Origin of the sequence: Acinetobacter johnsonii, assembly GCF_048551975.1 — a bacterium.
In the GTDB taxonomy this organism is placed as follows: Bacteria; Pseudomonadota; Gammaproteobacteria; order Pseudomonadales; family Moraxellaceae; genus Acinetobacter; species Acinetobacter johnsonii_A.
This window is the reverse complement of sequence record NZ_JBIMCF010000007.1, coordinates 74,441-93,609: the sequence shown is the minus strand read 5'-3', so window position 1 is coordinate 93,609 and position 19,169 is coordinate 74,441. Positions and strand designations below refer to the sequence as shown.

14 protein-coding genes, 3 tRNA genes and 2 pseudogenes are annotated in these 19,169 nt (G+C 43.0%); 9 read left to right on the top strand and 10 right to left on the bottom strand.

Going from position 1 to position 19,169, the window contains the following annotated elements; all coding sequences use genetic code 11:
• Nucleotides 1–83 precede the first annotated feature (83 nt).
• Nucleotides 84–476, bottom strand: coding sequence for a SirB2 family protein (locus ACG9ZB_RS08005; protein WP_125280589.1), 393 nt, complete (start codon nt 474–476; stop codon nt 84–86).
• Between the two features lie 14 nt (nt 477–490).
• A complete protein-coding gene (locus tag ACG9ZB_RS08000) occupies nt 491–799 on the bottom strand; it encodes a BolA family protein (RefSeq protein WP_125274333.1) in 309 nt (102 codons plus the stop codon).
• Nucleotides 800–1,019: 220 nt separating this feature from the next.
• Here ACG9ZB_RS08000 and ACG9ZB_RS07995 point away from each other — a divergent pair.
• From ACG9ZB_RS07995 to ACG9ZB_RS07985, 3 genes are all read left to right on the top strand, one after another.
• A tRNA-Gly gene (locus ACG9ZB_RS07995) sits at nt 1,020–1,095 on the top strand.
• Between the two features lie 41 nt (nt 1,096–1,136).
• Nucleotides 1,137–1,212, top strand: a tRNA-Gly gene (locus ACG9ZB_RS07990).
• Between the two features lie 37 nt (nt 1,213–1,249).
• A tRNA-Gly gene (locus tag ACG9ZB_RS07985) sits at nt 1,250–1,325 on the top strand.
• 257 nt (nt 1,326–1,582) lie between these two features.
• Here ACG9ZB_RS07985 and ACG9ZB_RS07980 read toward each other — a convergent pair.
• From ACG9ZB_RS07980 to ACG9ZB_RS07950, 7 genes and pseudogenes are all read right to left on the bottom strand, one after another.
• Nucleotides 1,583–4,930, bottom strand: coding sequence for an SNF2-related protein (locus ACG9ZB_RS07980; RefSeq protein WP_419325272.1), 3,348 nt, complete (start codon nt 4,928–4,930; stop codon nt 1,583–1,585).
• Nucleotides 4,931–5,233: 303 nt separating this feature from the next.
• Entirely contained in the window at nt 5,234–6,916 is a 1,683-nt protein-coding gene (locus ACG9ZB_RS07975) for a fructose-specific PTS transporter subunit EIIC (RefSeq protein ID WP_419325271.1), read from the bottom strand.
• A gap of 4 nt (nt 6,917–6,920) precedes the next feature.
• Nucleotides 6,921–7,853, bottom strand: a complete 933-nt coding sequence (pfkB, locus tag ACG9ZB_RS07970) for a 1-phosphofructokinase (protein ID WP_004780569.1) — start codon at nt 7,851–7,853, stop codon at nt 6,921–6,923.
• A gap of 6 nt (nt 7,854–7,859) precedes the next feature.
• A pseudogene (ptsP, locus tag ACG9ZB_RS07965) lies at nt 7,860–10,106 on the bottom strand (phosphoenolpyruvate--protein phosphotransferase); the annotation flags it as partial.
• A 261-nt stretch (nt 10,107–10,367) separates the two neighbouring features.
• A pseudogene (locus tag ACG9ZB_RS07960) lies at nt 10,368–10,694 on the bottom strand (PTS sugar transporter subunit IIA); the annotation flags it as partial.
• A gap of 270 nt (nt 10,695–10,964) precedes the next feature.
• Nucleotides 10,965–11,882 carry a LysR family transcriptional regulator gene (locus tag ACG9ZB_RS07955; protein ID WP_058952405.1) on the bottom strand — a complete coding sequence of 306 codons (918 nt, stop codon included), beginning with the start codon at nt 11,880–11,882 and terminating at the stop codon, nt 10,965–10,967.
• Between the two features lie 690 nt (nt 11,883–12,572).
• Nucleotides 12,573–12,695, bottom strand: a complete 123-nt coding sequence (locus ACG9ZB_RS07950; protein ID WP_004684300.1) for a hypothetical protein — start codon at nt 12,693–12,695, stop codon at nt 12,573–12,575.
• A 376-nt stretch (nt 12,696–13,071) separates the two neighbouring features.
• Here ACG9ZB_RS07950 and ACG9ZB_RS07945 point away from each other — a divergent pair, with 376 nt between their 5' ends.
• Entirely contained in the window at nt 13,072–13,737 is a 666-nt protein-coding gene (locus tag ACG9ZB_RS07945; RefSeq protein WP_419325270.1) for an epoxyqueuosine reductase QueH, read from the top strand.
• 2 nt (nt 13,738–13,739) lie between these two features.
• Here ACG9ZB_RS07945 and ACG9ZB_RS07940 read toward each other — a convergent pair whose 3' ends face one another.
• Entirely contained in the window at nt 13,740–15,134 is a 1,395-nt protein-coding gene (locus ACG9ZB_RS07940; RefSeq protein WP_419325269.1) for a methylenetetrahydrofolate reductase C-terminal domain-containing protein, read from the bottom strand.
• Between the two features lie 522 nt (nt 15,135–15,656).
• Here ACG9ZB_RS07940 and ribBA point away from each other — a divergent pair.
• Genes ribBA through ACG9ZB_RS07915 form a run of 5 tightly spaced genes read left to right on the top strand, consistent with a single transcriptional unit; the run spans nt 15,657 to nt 19,150 of the window.
• A complete protein-coding gene (ribBA, locus tag ACG9ZB_RS07935; RefSeq protein ID WP_419325268.1) occupies nt 15,657–16,772 on the top strand; it encodes a bifunctional 3,4-dihydroxy-2-butanone-4-phosphate synthase/GTP cyclohydrolase II in 1,116 nt (371 codons plus the stop codon).
• Between the two features lie 18 nt (nt 16,773–16,790).
• Complete coding sequence (gene ribE / locus ACG9ZB_RS07930; RefSeq protein ID WP_419325267.1) at nt 16,791–17,261, top strand: 6,7-dimethyl-8-ribityllumazine synthase; 471 nt, start codon at nt 16,791–16,793, stop codon at nt 17,259–17,261.
• A 4-nt stretch (nt 17,262–17,265) separates the two neighbouring features.
• The gene (nusB, locus tag ACG9ZB_RS07925; protein WP_058952409.1) at nt 17,266–17,721 is read left to right on the top strand and encodes a transcription antitermination factor NusB; all 456 of its coding nucleotides are present in this window, start codon (nt 17,266–17,268) and stop codon (nt 17,719–17,721) included.
• 12 nt (nt 17,722–17,733) lie between these two features.
• Entirely contained in the window at nt 17,734–18,651 is a 918-nt protein-coding gene (gene thiL, locus ACG9ZB_RS07920; protein ID WP_419325266.1) for a thiamine-phosphate kinase, read from the top strand.
• The gene (locus ACG9ZB_RS07915; RefSeq protein WP_419325305.1) at nt 18,629–19,150 is read left to right on the top strand and encodes a phosphatidylglycerophosphatase A; all 522 of its coding nucleotides are present in this window, start codon (nt 18,629–18,631) and stop codon (nt 19,148–19,150) included. The genes thiL and ACG9ZB_RS07915 overlap by 23 nt, the downstream gene beginning before the upstream one ends.
• Nucleotides 19,151–19,169 lie beyond the last annotated feature (19 nt).

Sequence of the window (19,169 nt, the reverse complement as noted above, 5' to 3'; positions counted from 1 at the left end):
AATCCCCTCCTTCTTGTTATTTTTCCGCTATAGATAGCAGTGTAGCGCAGAACAATCGCTGTGCCGATGATTATGTCTAACAATTAGCCAAAGTTTGGTTTAATCATGACTAAACCTAAAATGGATATCATCGCAACCACCGCCAAGAATAACCCCGCTCGGCGCTGTGTAAGTAAAATGCTGTCTTCTTTTTTATAAGCTTTCGATAAAGAGGACAACATCACTAAAAATAAAACCACTTTGGCATAAAACCATGTTTGCACATCAAAGTTTTTCATCACTAAAAGGGCAATCCCGGTCAGTACAATCACCAGCATACTTAAGTGCTGAAGGGCTATAAAAGCTGTTCGACCTGCTGGATTGGGCTGATTGCCTTGGATGCCTTTAAATAGCGTCATGGCACGCGCCAAAATCACGACACATGCCAAGCTGACCGCACTCATATGCACGATCTTAATCAATAATTGTGTTTCCATGACTGAATCTCTGCTTAGCTTTTCGGGGCATGTGCGCAATTTGGACTAGAAGTGTCTTGTCCTTGCCATTCTGCGGGTAAAAAGGCATGTATAGCCAAAGCATGAATTTTACCAGGACTGAGTAAGTCTCCTGCTACTGCATAAATTTTTTGATGACGCTGAACTAAACGTAATCCCGCAAAAATATCACTCACCACGATCACTTTAAAATGTGATTCTTTCCCTGGGAAATAGCCGCCATGACCAGAAGATTCATTCACGACTTCCAAATGTGATGGGGAAAGCTGTTGTAAGCGATCAATCAGTTGCTGCTCCAAGCTCATACCTGTCTCCAAAAATAATGATTCGTTCAGAGTATACCTGTTCCTTCAGGATGTTGAATGCGTAAAACCCTTTCAGTAGCATGAGGCACAACTTTTCACGAGAAAAATTTAAAAAAATCTCAAGACATCATCTAAAACTGGCTTTATTTTATGCAATTAAACTCAGCTTTTTCATAAAGCTATTGACCCTGAACTTGCTTGCTGTATCATACAGCGCTATGCGGGAATAGCTCAGTTGGTAGAGCACAACCTTGCCAAGGTTGGGGTCGCGAGTTCGAGTCTCGTTTCCCGCTCCAAATTTTTTTCAGTGTAAGTTTTTATAAAAACTGCTCAATACGCGGGAATAGCTCAGTTGGTAGAGCACAACCTTGCCAAGGTTGGGGTCGCGAGTTCGAGTCTCGTTTCCCGCTCCATTTTTTAGTGTAAGTTTTTATAAAAACTGCTCAATACGCGGGAATAGCTCAGTTGGTAGAGCACAACCTTGCCAAGGTTGGGGTCGCGAGTTCGAGTCTCGTTTCCCGCTCCAGATTCAAAAAGCCCTGATCGAAAGATTGGGGCTTTTTTTGTTATTGATTTTACTATATTTTTTGAAAGCTCTTCTTCTTTCGCTATTCGATTCAATTAAAAATGGGGGGTATTGCCGGACAAAGCACAGTTAGTATAGCCAGTGCTAACTAGACTTAGCTATGATTCTTGCTCATAAAGAAAAATTAAGAGCACATTGGAAAAAATTGCATCTAACTTTCAAATACTTATAGATGATGAGGCTAATCTGAAACCAAACTAAAATTTCTCAAACAAGTTCATCACGTCATTTTCCGTCAGTTTCGCTTCGCCCTCATAATCGGTACTTAGAATAGACTGTGCTAGTTCTGCTTTATTTTGCTGTAAGGCAAGAATTTTTTCTTCTATGCTTTTATTGGTAATCAGCTTATACACAAATACCGGCTTATCCTGTCCAATCCGCCATGCACGATCTGAAGCTTGATCTTCAGCAGCAGGGTTCCACCATGGATCATAGTGAATGACCGTATCTGCGGCAGTTAGATTCAGACCAACCCCTCCTGCTTTCAGACTGATTAAAAATACCGGCACTTGTCCAGACTGAAATGCTGTAATGACTTCATCTCGCTTTTTGGTCTGCCCAGTCAGCTTCACATAGCCAATTTCTGCGTGATGGAGCTGTTGCTCAATCAGTTCCAACATTGAGGTAAATTGAGAGAAAATAATAATTTTTCGTCCCTCTTCCACCATTGGAACAACCATATCCATCAACTGTTCAAGTTTGGCAGAATACGCCTGCCCGGTTTTAACTGAATCCAGTTTCAGCAAGCTAGGATGACAACAGACCTGACGCAGCGTCAGCAAGGCATCTAAAATTTGGATTTGACTACGCTTAAAGCCTTTTTCTGCCACAATTTTCTGAATATTTGCCTGCATCGTGGCGCGAACAGCCTCGTATAGCTTGGATTGCTGGTCATTCATATCAATATTGACTTCAATCGTGGTTTTTTCAGGCAATTCCTTGGCAACGTCAGTTTTCAAGCGACGTAAAATAAAGGGTTTAATGCGGTTTACCAACTTTTGCCTTACCTGCTGATCACCGCGTTTTTCAATAGGATAGCGGTACTTTTTATTAAAGATTTCTTGTGAATATAAAAATCCTGGCATCAGGAAATAAAATAGTGCCCACAGCTCACCCAAATGATTTTCCATAGGTGTACCGGTTAGACATAGACGATGTCGTGCTTTTAATTGGCGTACTACCTGTGCAGCTTTGGCACGCGGATTTTTGATATTCTGCGCCTCATCCAAAATGAGTTGATGATATTCATATTGCTTCAGTTGCTCTTCATCTCTCGCCAAGAGCGGGTAGGTGGTTAACACAATGTCATGGTCTGAAATCTGCTCAAAATACTGATGGCGGTCGGGGCCTTGTAGCAGCAGTACCTTGAGCTCAGGGGTAAATTTTTCCGCTTCTTTGAACCAGTTATGCATCAGCGATGTGGGTGCAACAATTAAGGCGGGGCTGTCCTGCAAATGACCAGCCTGCTTTTCCATGAGTAAGTGGGCTAAAGTTTGTGCTGTTTTACCCAAGCCCATATCATCCGCCAGAATCCCGCCATGCTGGGTTTCCCTTAAAAACTGTAACCAGCCAAGGCCCTGCTGCTGGTATGGACGCAATTCCCCCTGAAAACCTTGTGGTGTCGGCAGTTGTTGCTGATAGCCTTGTTTGAATTTCTGCGCAAATTGCTGCAGGCGATTACTGACCTGCCACACCATCCCCAGATGATGCTGTAATTCTAATAGTTGACTCGCATCATAGCGATCTATGCTACGCTCTTCTTGCTGTAAAATGCTCTGCAGATGCAACAATACCGGCTTAATGTCCTTTGCGGATAAAGCCAAATCGGGTTGATCCGCTGCAGTTTTCAGGGTGAAAATTTGACTGTCATTCAGATGACTAAAAATCCGTGGATCAAGTAAATCAGGATGTTCTTTCACCAAAGCCACAAGTGCATCGAGTAAATCATAGCTATTGCCTGCACTGTCCTGAACGGTCGCCCCGATATTGAACCAGTCCTGCTGGCCTTCAGATTCAGTGATAGAAATATTTAAATTTTCAACATATTGCAGCTTAAATGGACTGTGTTCCAGATGCTCTATCTGCCATCCCATCAATTCAATTTGATTGATGGGCATCAGCTGTTTGATCCAGTCTCCATAGAACGCAAAAACCATAGAATCAAGATGTTGTTTATCTAGTTTTAATTGCTGGTAATAATTAAGATCTTTCACCCACTTCAGTGATTCGACCAACAGCTGTAAACGCTGGATTGACTGTTGTTCCTGAACTAAATCCCGAAGCTGTCGCACCATTTTCCCATGCTGCTCACCAATAAAACTGTCACCTGATGTACCTGCTTTTATTCGCCCACCAGCATAGGAAAATTCAATTTCAGCACAAACAGATTCCTCTAATTTCCAATCAAATTTATCTAAAACACCGAAGCGTAAAATTGGCTGGGGACTTCCCTCAAGGACATCAATATGCTGAATAGACTCGGGCCGAGGCAGATTTTTCACGTCTGAATATTGATGAGTCAGTTTCTCAAACTCTGGCAAGAGCATAGATGGAAGATCAGGCATCTGTAAAAAATGGTACAGAAGATTTGCCGTATATTCACCATATAACTGGCCCACCGTGTTCTGTTGAATATCCACATAACATGGTGGATGGCTCGCGAGAATCTGAATATGTGGATTTGATTTCAAATCGAGTCGAATATCATCATTGACCAATTCAATGTTTAAATGCTCTGTCTGTTTGTTTACACCTTGTTGCCAGATCAGTTCGATGTGATAGCCTTGTTCTGACCATTGAAGTGCAGTATGGCTCTTTTTTTGCCAGTACACATCGCCACTTTGAATAAAAGATTTGAAATGCTCCAATAAAATTCTGGAGATATCAAGATTGCTTTGATAAAAGCGTTCGTCACTGTTTATTTTGGCATAATAATAAATCTGGTTAAATAATTGTCGTTTTTGTTCAGGTAAAGTCAGATGCTTTCTGGTGATATTTTCATATTGGGTATAATAACTTTCCCCCGCAATTGAGCCGTTTTTATTGCGTCTGGCCTTCTGAACGTCAACTGTCAATTTCTTTAAGCTGACCGACTGATCTAGCAGGTAAATTAAATAATTGTTTGTTTTGACAGATTGCTCTGGTTCAGTCTGTTGTAAATACCATTTAAAATCATTCAACCAGCGCTGCGCCTGATCATCCTCCTGTTGACGTTTTGTGATTCCCTGCGGGGATTGAGAGTCAGCATAACGCTGCTGAAATTCCTGGCGATATTCCTGAAAGAATAACCGCGCTAAAGCAGCAGCATGTTTACAGTTATATCCAACTGGACAAGAGCAGTCATCATCGATTAAACGGTCTTTTTTAAGATTATAGGTAATCGCGGTATCGTAATAATCTGTCCCTTCAATTTGAGCATACATCGTGACATCATCATTTTCCTCAAAGAACTCAATTGTTTCCCTATCAATGTGTTTAGCATAGCTCAGACTGCGATGAAGAGTTGCATTACTAAAGCGAGATAGAAAGTTGATCAATGAGGACATAATTACCAGATACCAAAAATGTTTATACAATAATACCGGGCAAAGTAGTCATTTCAGAACAGTAGTGCTCACCAACGTATCAAAAGGAAATAAATCCATGCTCAAAAAAACTTAATGTTTACTACAATGGATGGGGTGAATATTGGCTCGATTTGTAAGGTTGCAATCCTATTCAGCAACATCGCTCATGATCTATTACATGGACAAATTCAAGTAGAGACTCTCCAAATGATCCAAAATAGGATTGGGTATACTATTCATTTATTGCAATTAAATAGCTTTCACAAAGCTTCTATGAAGGGCTTATTCTAACCGTTGTTTTATCACGGCATAAGCTACACCAGTCACCACACTTCCAATCGCAATCGCCAATAAATATTTTAATGGATAATTCATCGCATTCGGAATGATCAGTACCATTACACCGCCATGAGGAGTGACTAGTTCACATTTAAATAATGCAACCAAAGCCCCCGTTACAGCACCACCTGCGATCGCGCATGGAAGCACTCGAATCGGGTCTTTGGCAGCAAACGGAATAGCCCCTTCCGAGATGAAACATAGGCCCAGAACTACAGCAGCCTTCCCTGCATCTTGCTCAGGTTTGGCAAATTTATGCTTTGCTAGAAAAGTTGCAATTGCCATACCCAATGGCGGCACCATACCCGCAGCCATGGTAATCGCCATCGGTCCGTATGTTTGTGACGTTAGTAAACCTACCGTAAAGGCATAAGCTGCTTTATTAATTGGCCCCCCAACATCAATACACATCATACTCCCAAGGATAATCCCCATGATCATGGCATTGGTCGTCCCCATATTGGCAAGGAAGTGTGTGAGTAATTCAAACAATTGTGCAACAGGCTGTCCAACCACATAAATCATGATTAAACCAACAGCTAAACTGGCTAATAGTGGAATAATCAAAATTGGTTTTAATGCTTCTAGGCTACTTGGGAGTTTAAGCTGTTTCGATAAAAATAACGCAATATAACCTGCAATAAAACCTGCAACTAATCCACCGAGAAAGCCTGTCTCTAATTGTGTTGCAAGTAAACCGCCAATCAAACCTGGAGTTAAACCCGGACGATCCGCAATAGAATAAGCAATGTAACCTGCCAGCATAGGTACCATAAGAGTAAATGCTGCAGCACCTATTTGCTTTAAGGATGCGGCAAAGCTTCCTTCAACAGGATTGAGACCAAATATAAACGAGATAGCAATGATCAAACCGCCCGCCACCACCATCGGCAGCATGAAAGACACCCCTGTTAAAAGGTGTTTATAAATTCCAGTTTTTTCTTTGTTTTCATTTTCTGTCTTAGTGGCTGTTTGCTTACCCGTTTCAAGCACTTTGGCCTCAGCAATTGCATTTGCAAAAGTCTTATCCGTTTGCTTAAGGGCAAATCCTGTACTGCAGCGATATACACGTTTGCCTACAAAGCGATCTGTATTGACCTCAATATCCGTTGCTAAGATCACCACATCTGCTTTGGCAATACTTTCTGCCGATAAAACATTTTTAGCCCCAACCGATCCTTGGGTTTCAACATCAATCTGATAACCGTGCTTTACTGCACCTTGCTGTAAGGCTTCGGCCGCCATAAACGTATGCGCAACACCAGTTGGACATGCTGTAATGGCGACAAACCGTGCAACCCCTACATTGGCTGCAATAGTTTCATCTAAAGCATCTGAATGCTCAAGAACTTGTTGCAAAAGCATGATCGCATCGTGTTGTGCATTATTCAAACCAATGACTTTCACAACCTTGTCACGCAGTTGATCTGCATCTGCCGACTTCTGTCCAACAAAAACAACCGTATCAATAACATTTGATAAATCGAGATGCTCGACTGATGTCGCCACATCATTGGAAATGCCAAGTGCTGTTGCTGCTTTGGAGAGTTTTTTGGCCAAAATCACTGCGTTAATCGGCTGCTCGGGACTATGTGGCACAAATAAAATATGTTTTATCTCTTGCATCGTATTAACTCAATGATTGGACTGAGATTTGCGATTTCAAATCTTCAATAACAGCAAAGTCTGGAAGGGCAAACCCAATTTGGGTCACAGCATTGCTCGCAATTGCGGTTGCTGTTTTCAATGTTTCTTCTGGGGAAGTTGAACTCAACAAGCCATGAATCATACCTGCCAGCAAGGAATCTCCCGCACCCACCGTACTTTGGACGGTGACCTTCGGCGCAGTAGCATGCAGGGATTGAGTGCGGTGAAGCCAGTTCACCCCGTTTTCACCCATCGAGACCACAATATGTTCGATCTGACTATTTAAACTGGCAAAAAGATGCTGCTGTTCTGCAAACGTTTCTGCTGGCAAATGGTAGGTTTCCGTCAACTCATCTGTATTAGGCTTAATCAACCAAGGATGGGCAGCAATTGCTGCTTTCAACGCAACACCACTGGTATCTACTGCGACTTTTTTACCCGCAGACTGTAACCATAGAATCAGTGTTGAAAGCTCTGCTGCAGAAAAACCTTGTGGCAAACTGCCTGCAATCACAATCACATCAACCTCTAAAATCAGTTGAGATAGGCGTTCACGTAGTTGTTGTTTTGCTGAGGTATCTACAAAAAAGCCCTTGCCATTGATGTCAGTCATCTGACCAGAGGCTTCTGCAACTTTAATGTTTTGTCGTGTTTCACCTGCAACATAAATAAATTGGTTATCAAATTGCTCTTGCTGGATATGATGGTCAAAAATTTGACGGTTTTCTTGCCCCAAAAAGCCACTCACAATCAGTTCATGTCCCAAATCCTTAAGGACCTGTGCCACGTTTAAGCCTTTACCTGCTGCATGGCTTTGGGCCGTTAACTGACGATTGACCTCGCCAACTTTTAGTTGATCCAACTGCACGGTGAGGTCAATTGCAGGATTCAGAGTAATACTTAATATCTTAGCCATTCGTAATTACTCCACCAATGCACGTACGGCAGACGCACTGTCACAACTTAAGGCTTGCTGTGCGACCTGTTGGCAATTTATATAGTTCAAACCACGAATTTGCGCCTTCACCAATGGAATACTGGTACTCGACATACTCAACTCATCCACGCCCAAGCCTATCAATACAGGCACAGCTTTTGGATCAGCAGCTAATTCACCACAAATGCCCACCCATTTACCATGCTGATGTGCTGCCCGAACAGTTTGATCAATCAATAACAAAATACTCGGATGTAAGCCATCAGCTTCAGCAGACAACAGTGGATGACCACGGTCAATCGCCAGAGTATATTGAGTCAAGTCATTGGTTCCAATACTAAAGAAATCAACTTCTTGAGCAAGAATTGGAGCCAACAATGCTGCAGCAGGAACCTCAATCATAATCCCGACTTGTAAGTTTTCACATGGATGCTGTATGCGAACCTCATCCAAAATTGCTTTTGCTGCTCGCCATTCTTCAACCCGCCCAATCATCGGAAACATAATTCTTAATGGGCGATTATCCGCTGCTTTAAGTAAAGCAACCAATTGCTGACGTAACAACTCTGGCTTACGTAAAGTCAGACGAATACCACGTAAGCCCAAGAATGGATTTTCTTCCTTTTCAATAGGCAAATACGGCAAAGGTTTGTCCCCGCCCACATCAAGTGTACGTACCACCAATGGACGACCCGCCAAAGCATCTAACACCACCCGATAATCAGATTCTTGTGTAGCCTCATCAGGCGCACTGCTGTGTGACATAAAGACCAATTCTGTGCGTAGCAAACCAATGGCTTCTGCCCCATCGGCCACAGCCTGTATCGTAGCGCCCACTTTGCCAATATTGGCTGCGATTTCAACTTGATGTTGATCCAATGTGATGGCAGGTTCTAAACAATGCTGTTCCGCTTGTTCTCGTAACTCACGCTGGCGTTGGCGCTCTGCAATGGCATGATCAATCTGACTTTGCTCGGGTGAGACCACATACTCACCAGTATCCCCATTAATCAGCACTGTGGCATGGTTCTCAATATTTAAAACAGCTACACCCGCACCTGCGACTGCTGGAATAGCCAAAGCACGTGCCACAATAGCACTATGGGCACTCGCTCCACCAACCGCGGTCAAAATGCCTGCAACACGATCTTTATTCAGACGCGCTACATCACTCGGACCAACATCATGCATAATTAAGATATAAGGTTGCTCGGGTTCTGTGACATCGGCCACACCACACAAAGCAGCCAAAACACGCTCACCAATATCCCTTAAATCAGCCGCACGCTCTGCAAGTAAACGATCGCTAAGTGCAGCCTGTGCGGTAGCAGCCACTTCAATATGATCATGCCAAGCCGCCGCAGCAGACAACCCCTGTTTTAAACCGCGTTGCACACTTTGGATGAGGTCTGGGTCATCCAGCATTTCCAAATGTGCCATGAAGATCTGCTTAATGGCAGTAGACTCAGTATGTGCAATGAATTGACGTAAGCTATTTTTCACCTGATGAAGCGCAATTTCAAGCTTTTCATTCTCAGCTTTAAAACTCTGTCCGCGACGTTCATAACTAAATTCACGTGGCTTCACCACATGTGCAGGACCAAAAGCAAGGCCAGTTGATGCCGCAATACCGCAGCTACTCGTGTCGCCCTGTGATTCAAAAGGCATTAATTCAAAAGTATTTACGACTGGGTCACTACTGCTATGCTGATGAGATACAAGGTCAACAGCTTCAACCTCTTCTCCTAAGCCCTGTTGAACTGCATCAATAATCTGTTCTAAGCCAGCTACAGCATCGGTATCAGGTTGTGCAATAAAAGTCAGAGTTTGACCACGACGACATCCCATGGCTAATAATTTGGTTAAGCTTTTTGCCGAAACGTAAGCCCCCTCATCTACAGCAACGAGAATATCCCCTGCAAATTTCTTAGTCATATTGACCAAGTGTGTCGCGGGACGCGCATGTAGACCATGAGCGTTAGCTAAGACAATACGACGAGATGGCCAATCAGGAATCAGTTCAGCACCAATTAACTGCGCCAACTGGTGACTATCTTGCTCTTGGTTGAGGGTATGAACTTGTTCAGTATCAAACAAAATATCCATTAACCGTTGAAACCGCTGCATATCCAGTTGCTCATTACTGGCAATACACACCAAAGTCTTGAGCATTTCCTGCTGATGGCTTAAAACCTGTTCCGCTTTTACCAAGCTTACAGCTGGGCTCAAAACATGCTGGTTAGAAGTGATCGACCAGACCCCCTCCCCTAAATGAATCATGCTGTTTAGATTTAAACCCGACAGAAAACCACACTCCACCATTTTTTGCCGTTTCAGCAACTGTGTTGCCTGCCAAATTAAATCTTCTACATCAAGTGCGGGAACTTGAGTGGCGATTAAATTTTCATGCAATGCCAAAGATGCGGGTTGGGCTTGTAATAATGCAATAATTTGCTCTGCGGATTGAGCCTGTTTCACTTGATCAGCGACATCATTAATTAAAGCTCGCGTCAAAATTTGTAAGACTTGCAAATGCTCATCTGATTTCGCAGCAATCACCACTGCTAAATAAATTTTATTTTCACCGTCCCAAACAACTCCTTCAGGAAAGTGCGCCAGACGAATCCCAGTTTTTAAAATACATTGGCGAGACTGAGGCGTCCCATGCGGAATGGCAATTCCTTGCCCTAAATACGTTGCACTTTGTTGTTCGCGCCCGGTCAACCCATGAATATAATCAGGTGTAACCAACTGGTCTTCGACCAAGATATCGACTAGACATTGCAACGCTTGTGCCTTATCAGTGGCGTGTTGTTTCATTCGAACATGTTGTATATCTAGCGCGAGCATAAAACGTCCTTGCAAAGCAGCATAGTGAGAAGCCATGCATTTTTTACTGGAGAAAAAATAAAAGTCGAATTCTACTCAGGATTTACCCGAAAATCTGTATATTTTAGTCAATCATTTAAATGATTGTTATCGTGAATAAAGATTTAATATTTTATGAAGAAAAATTTTCATAAATTATAAATAGTTAAGAATAGTTAAAAAAAGAGAAGGAAATATGTTCCTCCTCTTTTTATTTTTCAACTAGATATAGTATTGCGCTCTTTTTTTGGCAAATTTATCGAGCTGCTTTAAAAAGCCTTCAAAATAGTCTTTTTCTTTTTCTTCAGTACGATATCCAGCGTAGAGAGTACGACGCAAACCTTCAGGTGCTACACAGTCCAAACGACGTGAAGTCACCCAGCCTTTTTGTTCATATTCATTCACTACCCAGTCTGGCAACGCACCAATACCACGACCACTTGCCACCAACTGGATCAACATTTGAGTCAGATCGGTGGTACGGATTTGTTTTGGCAGAATATTGGCTGGAATAAACAGACGCGACATAATATCCAAACGATGTTTATCAACTGGATAAGTAATTAGAGTCTCTTCGGCAAGCTCTTGTACAGTAATCTCTTTAGCGCGAACCAAAGGATGGGTATTGGATAAGACCAAACGTGACTCGTACTCAAAAATTGGGAAATATTCTACCCCTTTTAATGCAATCGGATCGGCTGTAATCAATAGGTCAAATTCGCCCGTCTGTAATAATTCATGCGGGTTCGCCTCAAAACCTGAAGCAAAGTCCAAATCAACATCAGGGTATTGCTGACGATATTGATTTAACAACGGCATTAACCAATCAAAGCAACTATGACACTCAGAAGAAAAGGTAATGCGTCCTGTTTGCCCATGTACGATACGGGTAATGTCGCTTTGTGCAATTTGTACCTGTGGCAGCACCTCATCCGCTAGCTTTAATAGACGCTGTCCAACATTCGAAAAACTGACAGGACGACTGCGACGATTCACCACCTCCACGCCAAACCATTGATCAAGCTCACGCAACTGGTGCGATAGTGCTGAAGGGGTTAAGCATAGGTCTCCCGCAGCAGCCACCAATGAGCCATGTTCTCTTAAAGCGGTTAAGGTTTTTAAATGGCGAAGTTCTAACATCTGGCGCGGCCCAATTTTTTAATCTTAATGAATACGGTATAGCTTAACCTATAAAAGCCACATTTAATTATAATTTCTCAACTTAATTTAAAATTAATTAATTTATTTCACTTTAATATTTATGATCTACAACGAAAATATTCGCCCCACTTAAAGAGAATGAAAAATTTAAGCATTTAAATTCATAATCTTCATGATCCGTGCATGAGCACCAATGGAAGTAAGGCTTTTTTATAACTGTGGATGACTTTTAAAACTATCTATTGGTCATTCCCAGGTTGAAGCGTGATTCCTTCAGTTTTTGAGATGTACAACGACCGAATCCAGCCCACCAACTGTCCTATTTAACTCGTGGCTATGCATCGAACTCTTGTGATATCTCTACTTTGATACAACGAAGTCAATCGACCGCAAGCAGTATGCTCTAATAGCTGAGTTAAATTCAGTTCAAATATTGAGAACTGATAATTCTGATCTTTCATCGAAATTGAGGGACTAAGCGCTGAAAAAATATAAAGCACTGCGAGTAAAACTTCGTATAGCCCTAGTCTGCGGGCTTTTTATGTTCCACGTGAAGCATTATGTAAACATCGAATCAAAGTCGCTTGGCTCTCAAACTGATGAGATGCAAAACAGAGCCTACAAAAACAAAAAAGCTTCCGACTAGGAAGCTTTTTTTAGATCTTAGATTTAACCATCAATCGTGAGCTTTAAAATCTCAGCTTTGGTATAACCCCGTTCTTTTAAAAGATGTTGAATGGCTTTTTTCTCATCTTGATCTTCAAGAAATTTACAGCGTTGGATCAAACGCATATCGGTCTCATACTGAAAGTTATGACGACACTCCAATTCCTTATTGGAAGGCGTAGTAAAAAAATGAAGCACAGCTAGATACTCTCTTTCTTGCTGTTGAAGTGGCCCGCCTTCAACGAATACCTATCTAACACAACTGTTAAACACCCTTTGGGTAAATGATGACGAATCTCGCCCCATTATGCAAGTTTGGGCCTCTCAAATGTTCTCTCTCTACTCATCTTCAGCGTTCAATACAGGTCCTCATCATCTGCCAAAGTCGATTTTAATCATGAAAATTCATCAGCTCATCCTGAGAATTCTTCATCCAATCGCCGTTGATCCGCTCGTTAGACGTTTTAAACTGTCTGGTTTAAATAGATAAAAACCATTCAATATGTCGAAGCTCGAACGTCAGAAACTTAGCCTCCCCACAGGTCATGACAAACTGCTCTTGCATTCCTGCTGTGCACCTTGCTCAGGTGAAGTCATGGAAACCCTGATTGAATCAGGTATCGATTTTTCTATCTTTTTCTATAACCCCAACATTCACCCTGTAAAGGAATATCTGATTCGCAAAGAAGAAAATATTCGCTTTGCAGAAAAACATCATATTCCATTTATTGACTGTGATTACGACACAGACAACTGGTTTGCACGTGCTAAAGGCATGGAAAATGAGCCAGAAAAAGGTATCCGTTGCACCATGTGTTTTGATATGCGTTTTGAACGGACGGCGTTATATGCAGCAGAACATGGCTTTAGCCTGATCAGCAGCTCTCTTGGTATTTCCCGTTGGAAGAATATGCAGCAGATCAATGAGTGCGGGCACCGTTCTGCTTCACATTATGCAGGCATTCAGTACTGGGACTACAACTGGCGCAAGCATGGCGGTGCGGTACGCATGCTGGACATCAGCAAACGTGAAGAGTTTTATCAACAAGAGTACTGTGGCTGCGTGTATTCACTGCGGGATAGCAACCGCTGGCGCATGAGCCAAGGCCGTGAACGGATCAAACTCGGACAAAAGTTCTATTCCAATGCCATGGATCAGGACAGCTGATTTCAGCCAGCAGCCTCCACATACCAATTTTTCCAAGAGCTGGTTCCACGCACCGCAATCGACACGGTCGGAATCAGCTTTTCTTTTAATATATTGGTTTGTCCAACGGCTTTGGCTAAGCGTACTTTGACTGAGTGAATGCATTCACGGTCACCAAATTCACAGCGGTCTAAGCTGGTTCCACCACAGGGCCCATTGGCCAAGCCTTTGGGGCAAGTTTCAGGGCAAATATACAGGGTCTCGCCTAAACGGCATTGACCACAACTCTCACAGCCCACCACCGCACGTTTACTCAAATGTTCTATTTTCAGTAATGCATTATTGGCTTTCGTTCGCTCCCAAACATTGAAGTTAAAAATAAACCGCCCCACTCCTTTGGCCAATTTAGATTCAAATAAAGCATCATGCATCAAATGCAGATGTTGGTACTTAATAATCTGACTTGAGGTCGCAGGCCGTGAATAATAAGCCAGCTTTGGATGAAACTCTGTACCGGTTTGCACCTGCCAAAGCGAATTCCAAAGTCGTTCACACTCAGCAAAACTCAAGTGTTGATATTCTTCAATATAGCCTTCTAGCAATACTTGCTCTTCGGGCTGATGGCAAGCCGATAAATGCACCCCCGCAAAACCCAAATGTCGACACATGAGAATCTGTAATGCGCAGCGCACATAAACACGATCACTTAAACCCTGTTCTTTTTCCTGCTGCAACACCTTCAATATATGCGGCGTGATCACAATGCCGGCCACTTTATGTTTCAGCATAAACTTGGCCCGTGCCAAGGTCAGTGGCATGACGCAGGCTAAGATTTTCTGCGCATACTGATGTTGCACTAAAAATGCATGCGCATCCTGTAAAGCAGCTATGTCATAGCCCAATTGGGTAATCACATAATCAGCCCCTGCTTTCATCTTTTTATGCAGTTTCAGATATTGCGCCTCTTTTTCCGCTTCCGCATATTTAAACGGGTTAAACGCGACACCAATATGAAAACCACCTTGGCGTTTGGCTTCCATGACAGCATTCACAGACTCCAAATAACGTGTCCGTGGCTCTAAGTCATGGCTGTAGTGGTGCTGTTTTAATTTATCGCCTGTTAAGAGCAACAGGTTCTTTTGACCCTGTGTTTTTGCATCTTGCAAAAACTGCTCAAAGTCTTGTATATCGCGAGCCTTCCCCGAAAAGTGAATGACTTTTTCAATCTCTTGTGGATACTGTTTGGCGACTTGCAAAGGCGCTTCATCGTCATCTGCATGCACCCGATCGGCCAGCGTCATAGCCACAGGAAAGCCTGCAAATTCAGTTTTGACAGACCACTGGGCTTGGCGTGCGCTTAAGTATTCAACCAATACGCAAAATTGTTGCTGTGCAAAATATTGAGCAAGTAAGGACATCACAGGAGAAATAATCCAGAGGATTAAAAAAAGAAGAATTATAGTACAAATCAAAAATAGATGACGAATCATCTGGTTTTTCGCTATGACATATTCAATATTTTTTTAGCTCATCCTCTACCTGATGAGTGAACTCAAATATCCACCCCGATCTGATTCATTAGGTGCAGCACCCTGCTCAAAATGAACCTGATGGTCAAATTCAAAAAAAGAACACACTCCAACACTCAACCACACGCCGCCCATAGCACAACATTTGTCTAGACCCCTTATTTACTGCGCTGATTGATTTATTTTCGATAAGATTGTTCTTTTTTATGCTTTTCAATCGCTTAAAGACTAGGCACATTTCTGTTTTTTAAAATAAAGGCATCTTTTCAAGCTGGGACTGACTGTGTATAACAATGAACGACTCAAGGAAATAATTCGCACATAGGCAAAAGCCTGAAAAAAGCTTAAACTATGTGCCAATGAAAACAAATGATATGTCGTCTATGGCGACAACGATGAAGGTGAAGGTTGATGCCGCTCAATACCGTTGAAGAGCTAGTTGCAGATATCCGTGCAGGTAAAATGGTTATCCTGATGGATGACGAAGATCGTGAAAATGAAGGTGACTTAGTTATTGCAGCGACCCATGTTCGCCCAGAAGACATCAACTTTATGATCACCCATGCCCGTGGTTTGGTGTGCTTAACGCTCAGCCGTGATCGCTGTAAACAATTGAATCTTCCTTTGATGGTCGATGCCAATGGCGCACAACATGGCACCAACTTCACGCTTTCAATTGAAGCGGCAGAAGGGATTTCTACAGGGATTTCACCTGCGGAACGTGCGCATACCATTCAAACGGCAGTAGCAGCACATGCCAAACCATCAGACATCGTTCAACCAGGTCATATTTTTCCATTGATGGCGCAGCCTGGTGGTGTTCTACACCGCGCAGGTCATACCGAAGCAGGTTGTGATTTATCTCGTCTAGCGGGTTTAGAGCCTGCATCAGTCATCTGTGAAATCATCAATGAAGATGGCACAATGGCGCGTCGTGCCGATCTTGAAATTTTTGCTGAAAAGCATGGTTTAAAAATTGGCACCATTGCGGATCTGATTCACTACCGTATGACCAATGAACAAACGGTTGAACGGATTGATCAGCAAAGCATTGATACCGAATATGGCACGTTTGACTTATACCGTTACCGCGAATTAGGCAATCCAGATATTCACTTGGCTTTGGTGAAAGGTGAACCAAAAGAAGGGGTAACCACCGTTCGTGTTCATGGTTTCAACCCTGTTCGTGACTTGCTTAAGTTCAATAAAAAAGACGGCGAGCCAGCATGGAATCTCGACAAAGCGCTGCAAGAAATCGCAAGTAGCGATCGTGGTGTTTTGGTTTGGATTGGTCAACGTCACTTACAAGACCTAGGTCCAGCGCTAGACAGCCTTACAACACCAAAACCGACCAAATCTAATGCTGCTTTATCTCAGCAGTACCAAACCATTGGGGTTGGCGCCCAAATTTTACGTGATTTAGGCGTAGAAAAGATGAAGCTTTTGAGTTCACCTTTACGCTTTAATGCACTCTCTGGGTTTAATTTAGAAGTGGTGGAATATGTCACCGCACATCAAACAACTTAAAAAATCATCGAGGTTGCTATGGCAATTCGCCGTATTGAAGGTATGTTACATCTCGCTAGCGAAGGCCGTTATGCGATTTTAGTGGGTCGTTTTAATAGTTTTGTTGTCGAACATCTATTAGAAGGTGCAATTGATACATTGAAACGTCATGGTGTATCAGAGGATAATATCACTGTTGTTCATGCACCAGGCGCGTGGGAACTTCCAGTCGTGGCTAAAAAATTAGTGGCGTCTGAACGCTTTGATGCCATCATTGCACTTGGTGCTGTGATTCGTGGTAGCACACCTCACTTCGACTTTGTTGCAGGTGAATGTGCCAAAGGTTTAGGCGTGGTTGGCCTAGAATCTGGTCTTCCAGTGATTAATGGTATATTGACTACGGATAGTATCGAACAAGCGATTGAACGCTCGGGTACAAAAGCAGGTAATAAAGGCGGCGAAGCTGCCCTTACTGCAATTGAAATGGTTAACTTGTTAAAGGCTATTTAACGCTATGTCGCAAACATTGCAAGCAACTTATGCAGCAAAACGTAAAGCACGTCGCTTTGCTGTACAAGGAATTTACGAATGGCAGATGAGCCACAATCCAGTCCATGAGATTGAAGCACGTACACGTGTGGAAAATGCCATGCACAAAGTGGATCTGAGCTATTATCATGAATTGTTAACTCAAGTGGTTGCCAATCATGAAGCATTGGATGCGCTCTTAATCCCTGTGCTTGATCGCGACGTTTCTGCGCTTGACGGCGTTGAACTTGCGACCCTTCGTTTAGGCGCGTATGAACTCAAGGAACATCTTGAAATTCCATATCGTGTGGTTTTAGACGAAGCAATCGAGCTTGCTAAACACTTTGGTGGTGCAGACAGCCATAAATACATCAATGGTGTATTAGATCGTTTAGCAACAACTTTACGTGCAGCAGAAAAGCAACAAGCGAACTCACAGTAGTAGATTTGTTGTATGGCTGAGTTTTCGATCATTGATAGCTATTTTAATCGTAAGAGTCCTTATTCTGTCGATTTAGGCGTCGGTGACGACTCAGCCTTGCTCACCCCTCCTCCACAGCAACAATTGGTCATCTGTGCCGATACTCTCGTTGCTGGACGTCACTTCCCACTTGATACCAGTCCCCATGCGATTGGCTGGAAATCTGTCGCGGTCAATTTATCTGATATCGCTGCAATGGGCGCGAAACCTCAGAGTATTTTACTGGCCTTGAGCTTACCCCAAATTGATCATGACTGGCTTAAAGGCTTTAGTCAGGGTTTATATGATTGTTGCGATCAATTTGGCGTGAGTTTAATTGGTGGAGACACTACCCAAAGCCCACATCTGACCATTTCCGTCACCGCACTGGGTTGGGTCAATATCGGCCAAGCCATCACCCGCTCCGCCGCTCAAGTGGGTGATTTAATTTGTGTTAGTGGTACTGTTGGTGATGCCGCCTTCGCACTGCAACACTTGGGTCACCCTCTGCAACAACGTTTAGACTACCCCACCCCACGCTGTGAACTGGGTCAAGCACTCAAAGGTTTGGCGCATAGTATGATTGATGTGTCAGATGGCTTAGCACAAGACTTAAGTCATATCTTAAAAGCATCCAATGTGGGCGCGACCCTACAACTTGATCAACTGCCCATCAACACCGCTCTACAAGATTTAACACGAGACAAACAATGGCAATATGCTTTGGCGGGTGGCGATGACTATGAATTATGCTTTACAATAAGTCCGCAGAATTATGAAAAACTTTTGCAACAACAAAACCATACTAAGATCAACGTGATTGGAAAAGTTGACGCTCAAAGCGGTCTACGTTTTCAACAAAATGGCTTAGACCATTCATTGCAATTTACTGGATATCAACACTTTGCATAAGCCTCCTATCCTCTTTCGTCAGATGTCTGGGTATGACCGTTTCATCGTGTTTTGCGGGGTAGGTTTTGGCTCAGGACTAGCACCCAAAGCACCAGGAACATTTGGTTCAGCCTTTGCACTGCTGTTCGTCCCAATCTGGCTTGCAATTGGCTTATCGAACACCATTATTGCCATCATCTTCATGTCTCTGATCGGCATTTATGTCTGTGGGCATACCGCCAAAGTCATGGGCGTACATGATGATGGACGTATCGTATGGGATGAGTTTGCTGGCCAGTCCATCACCTTTTTGCCTGTCCTGTATTTAGGGCAAATGAATTGGCTGTGGCTGTTGCTGGGTTTTATTTTATTTCGTCTTTTTGATGTGTGGAAACCGTGGCCAATTCGTGTCATTGACCAAAAAGTCGAAGGTGGCTTTGGTATTATGCTCGACGACCTGATTGCAGGACTATGGGCTGCACTTTGTATTTGGATTTATTTTTATTTCACTGTGGCTTAGGCCATTTTTAGGATTAGAA

What these genes read in the sequence shown, in the direction of transcription:
- ACG9ZB_RS08005 (WP_125280589.1), bottom strand. Translation starts at nt 476, where the DNA reads ATGGAAACACAATTATTGATTAAGATCGTGCATATGAGTGCGGTCAGC.
- ACG9ZB_RS08000 (WP_125274333.1), bottom strand. Translation starts at nt 799, where the DNA reads ATGAGCTTGGAGCAGCAACTGATTGATCGCTTACAACAGCTTTCCCCA.
- ACG9ZB_RS07980 (WP_419325272.1), bottom strand. Translation starts at nt 4,930, where the DNA reads ATGTCCTCATTGATCAACTTTCTATCTCGCTTTAGTAATGCAACTCTT.
- ACG9ZB_RS07975 (WP_419325271.1), bottom strand. Translation starts at nt 6,916, where the DNA reads ATGCAAGAGATAAAACATATTTTATTTGTGCCACATAGTCCCGAGCAG.
- pfkB (WP_004780569.1), bottom strand. Translation starts at nt 7,853, where the DNA reads ATGGCTAAGATATTAAGTATTACTCTGAATCCTGCAATTGACCTCACC.
- ACG9ZB_RS07955 (WP_058952405.1), bottom strand. Translation starts at nt 11,882, where the DNA reads ATGTTAGAACTTCGCCATTTAAAAACCTTAACCGCTTTAAGAGAACAT.
- ACG9ZB_RS07950 (WP_004684300.1), bottom strand. Translation starts at nt 12,695, where the DNA reads ATGCGTTTGATCCAACGCTGTAAATTTCTTGAAGATCAAGATGAGAAA.
- ACG9ZB_RS07945 (WP_419325270.1), top strand. Translation starts at nt 13,072, where the DNA reads ATGTCGAAGCTCGAACGTCAGAAACTTAGCCTCCCCACAGGTCATGAC.
- ACG9ZB_RS07940 (WP_419325269.1), bottom strand. Translation starts at nt 15,134, where the DNA reads ATGTCCTTACTTGCTCAATATTTTGCACAGCAACAATTTTGCGTATTG.
- ribBA (WP_419325268.1), top strand. Translation starts at nt 15,657, where the DNA reads ATGCCGCTCAATACCGTTGAAGAGCTAGTTGCAGATATCCGTGCAGGT.
- ribE (WP_419325267.1), top strand. Translation starts at nt 16,791, where the DNA reads ATGGCAATTCGCCGTATTGAAGGTATGTTACATCTCGCTAGCGAAGGC.
- nusB (WP_058952409.1), top strand. Translation starts at nt 17,266, where the DNA reads ATGTCGCAAACATTGCAAGCAACTTATGCAGCAAAACGTAAAGCACGT.
- thiL (WP_419325266.1), top strand. Translation starts at nt 17,734, where the DNA reads ATGGCTGAGTTTTCGATCATTGATAGCTATTTTAATCGTAAGAGTCCT.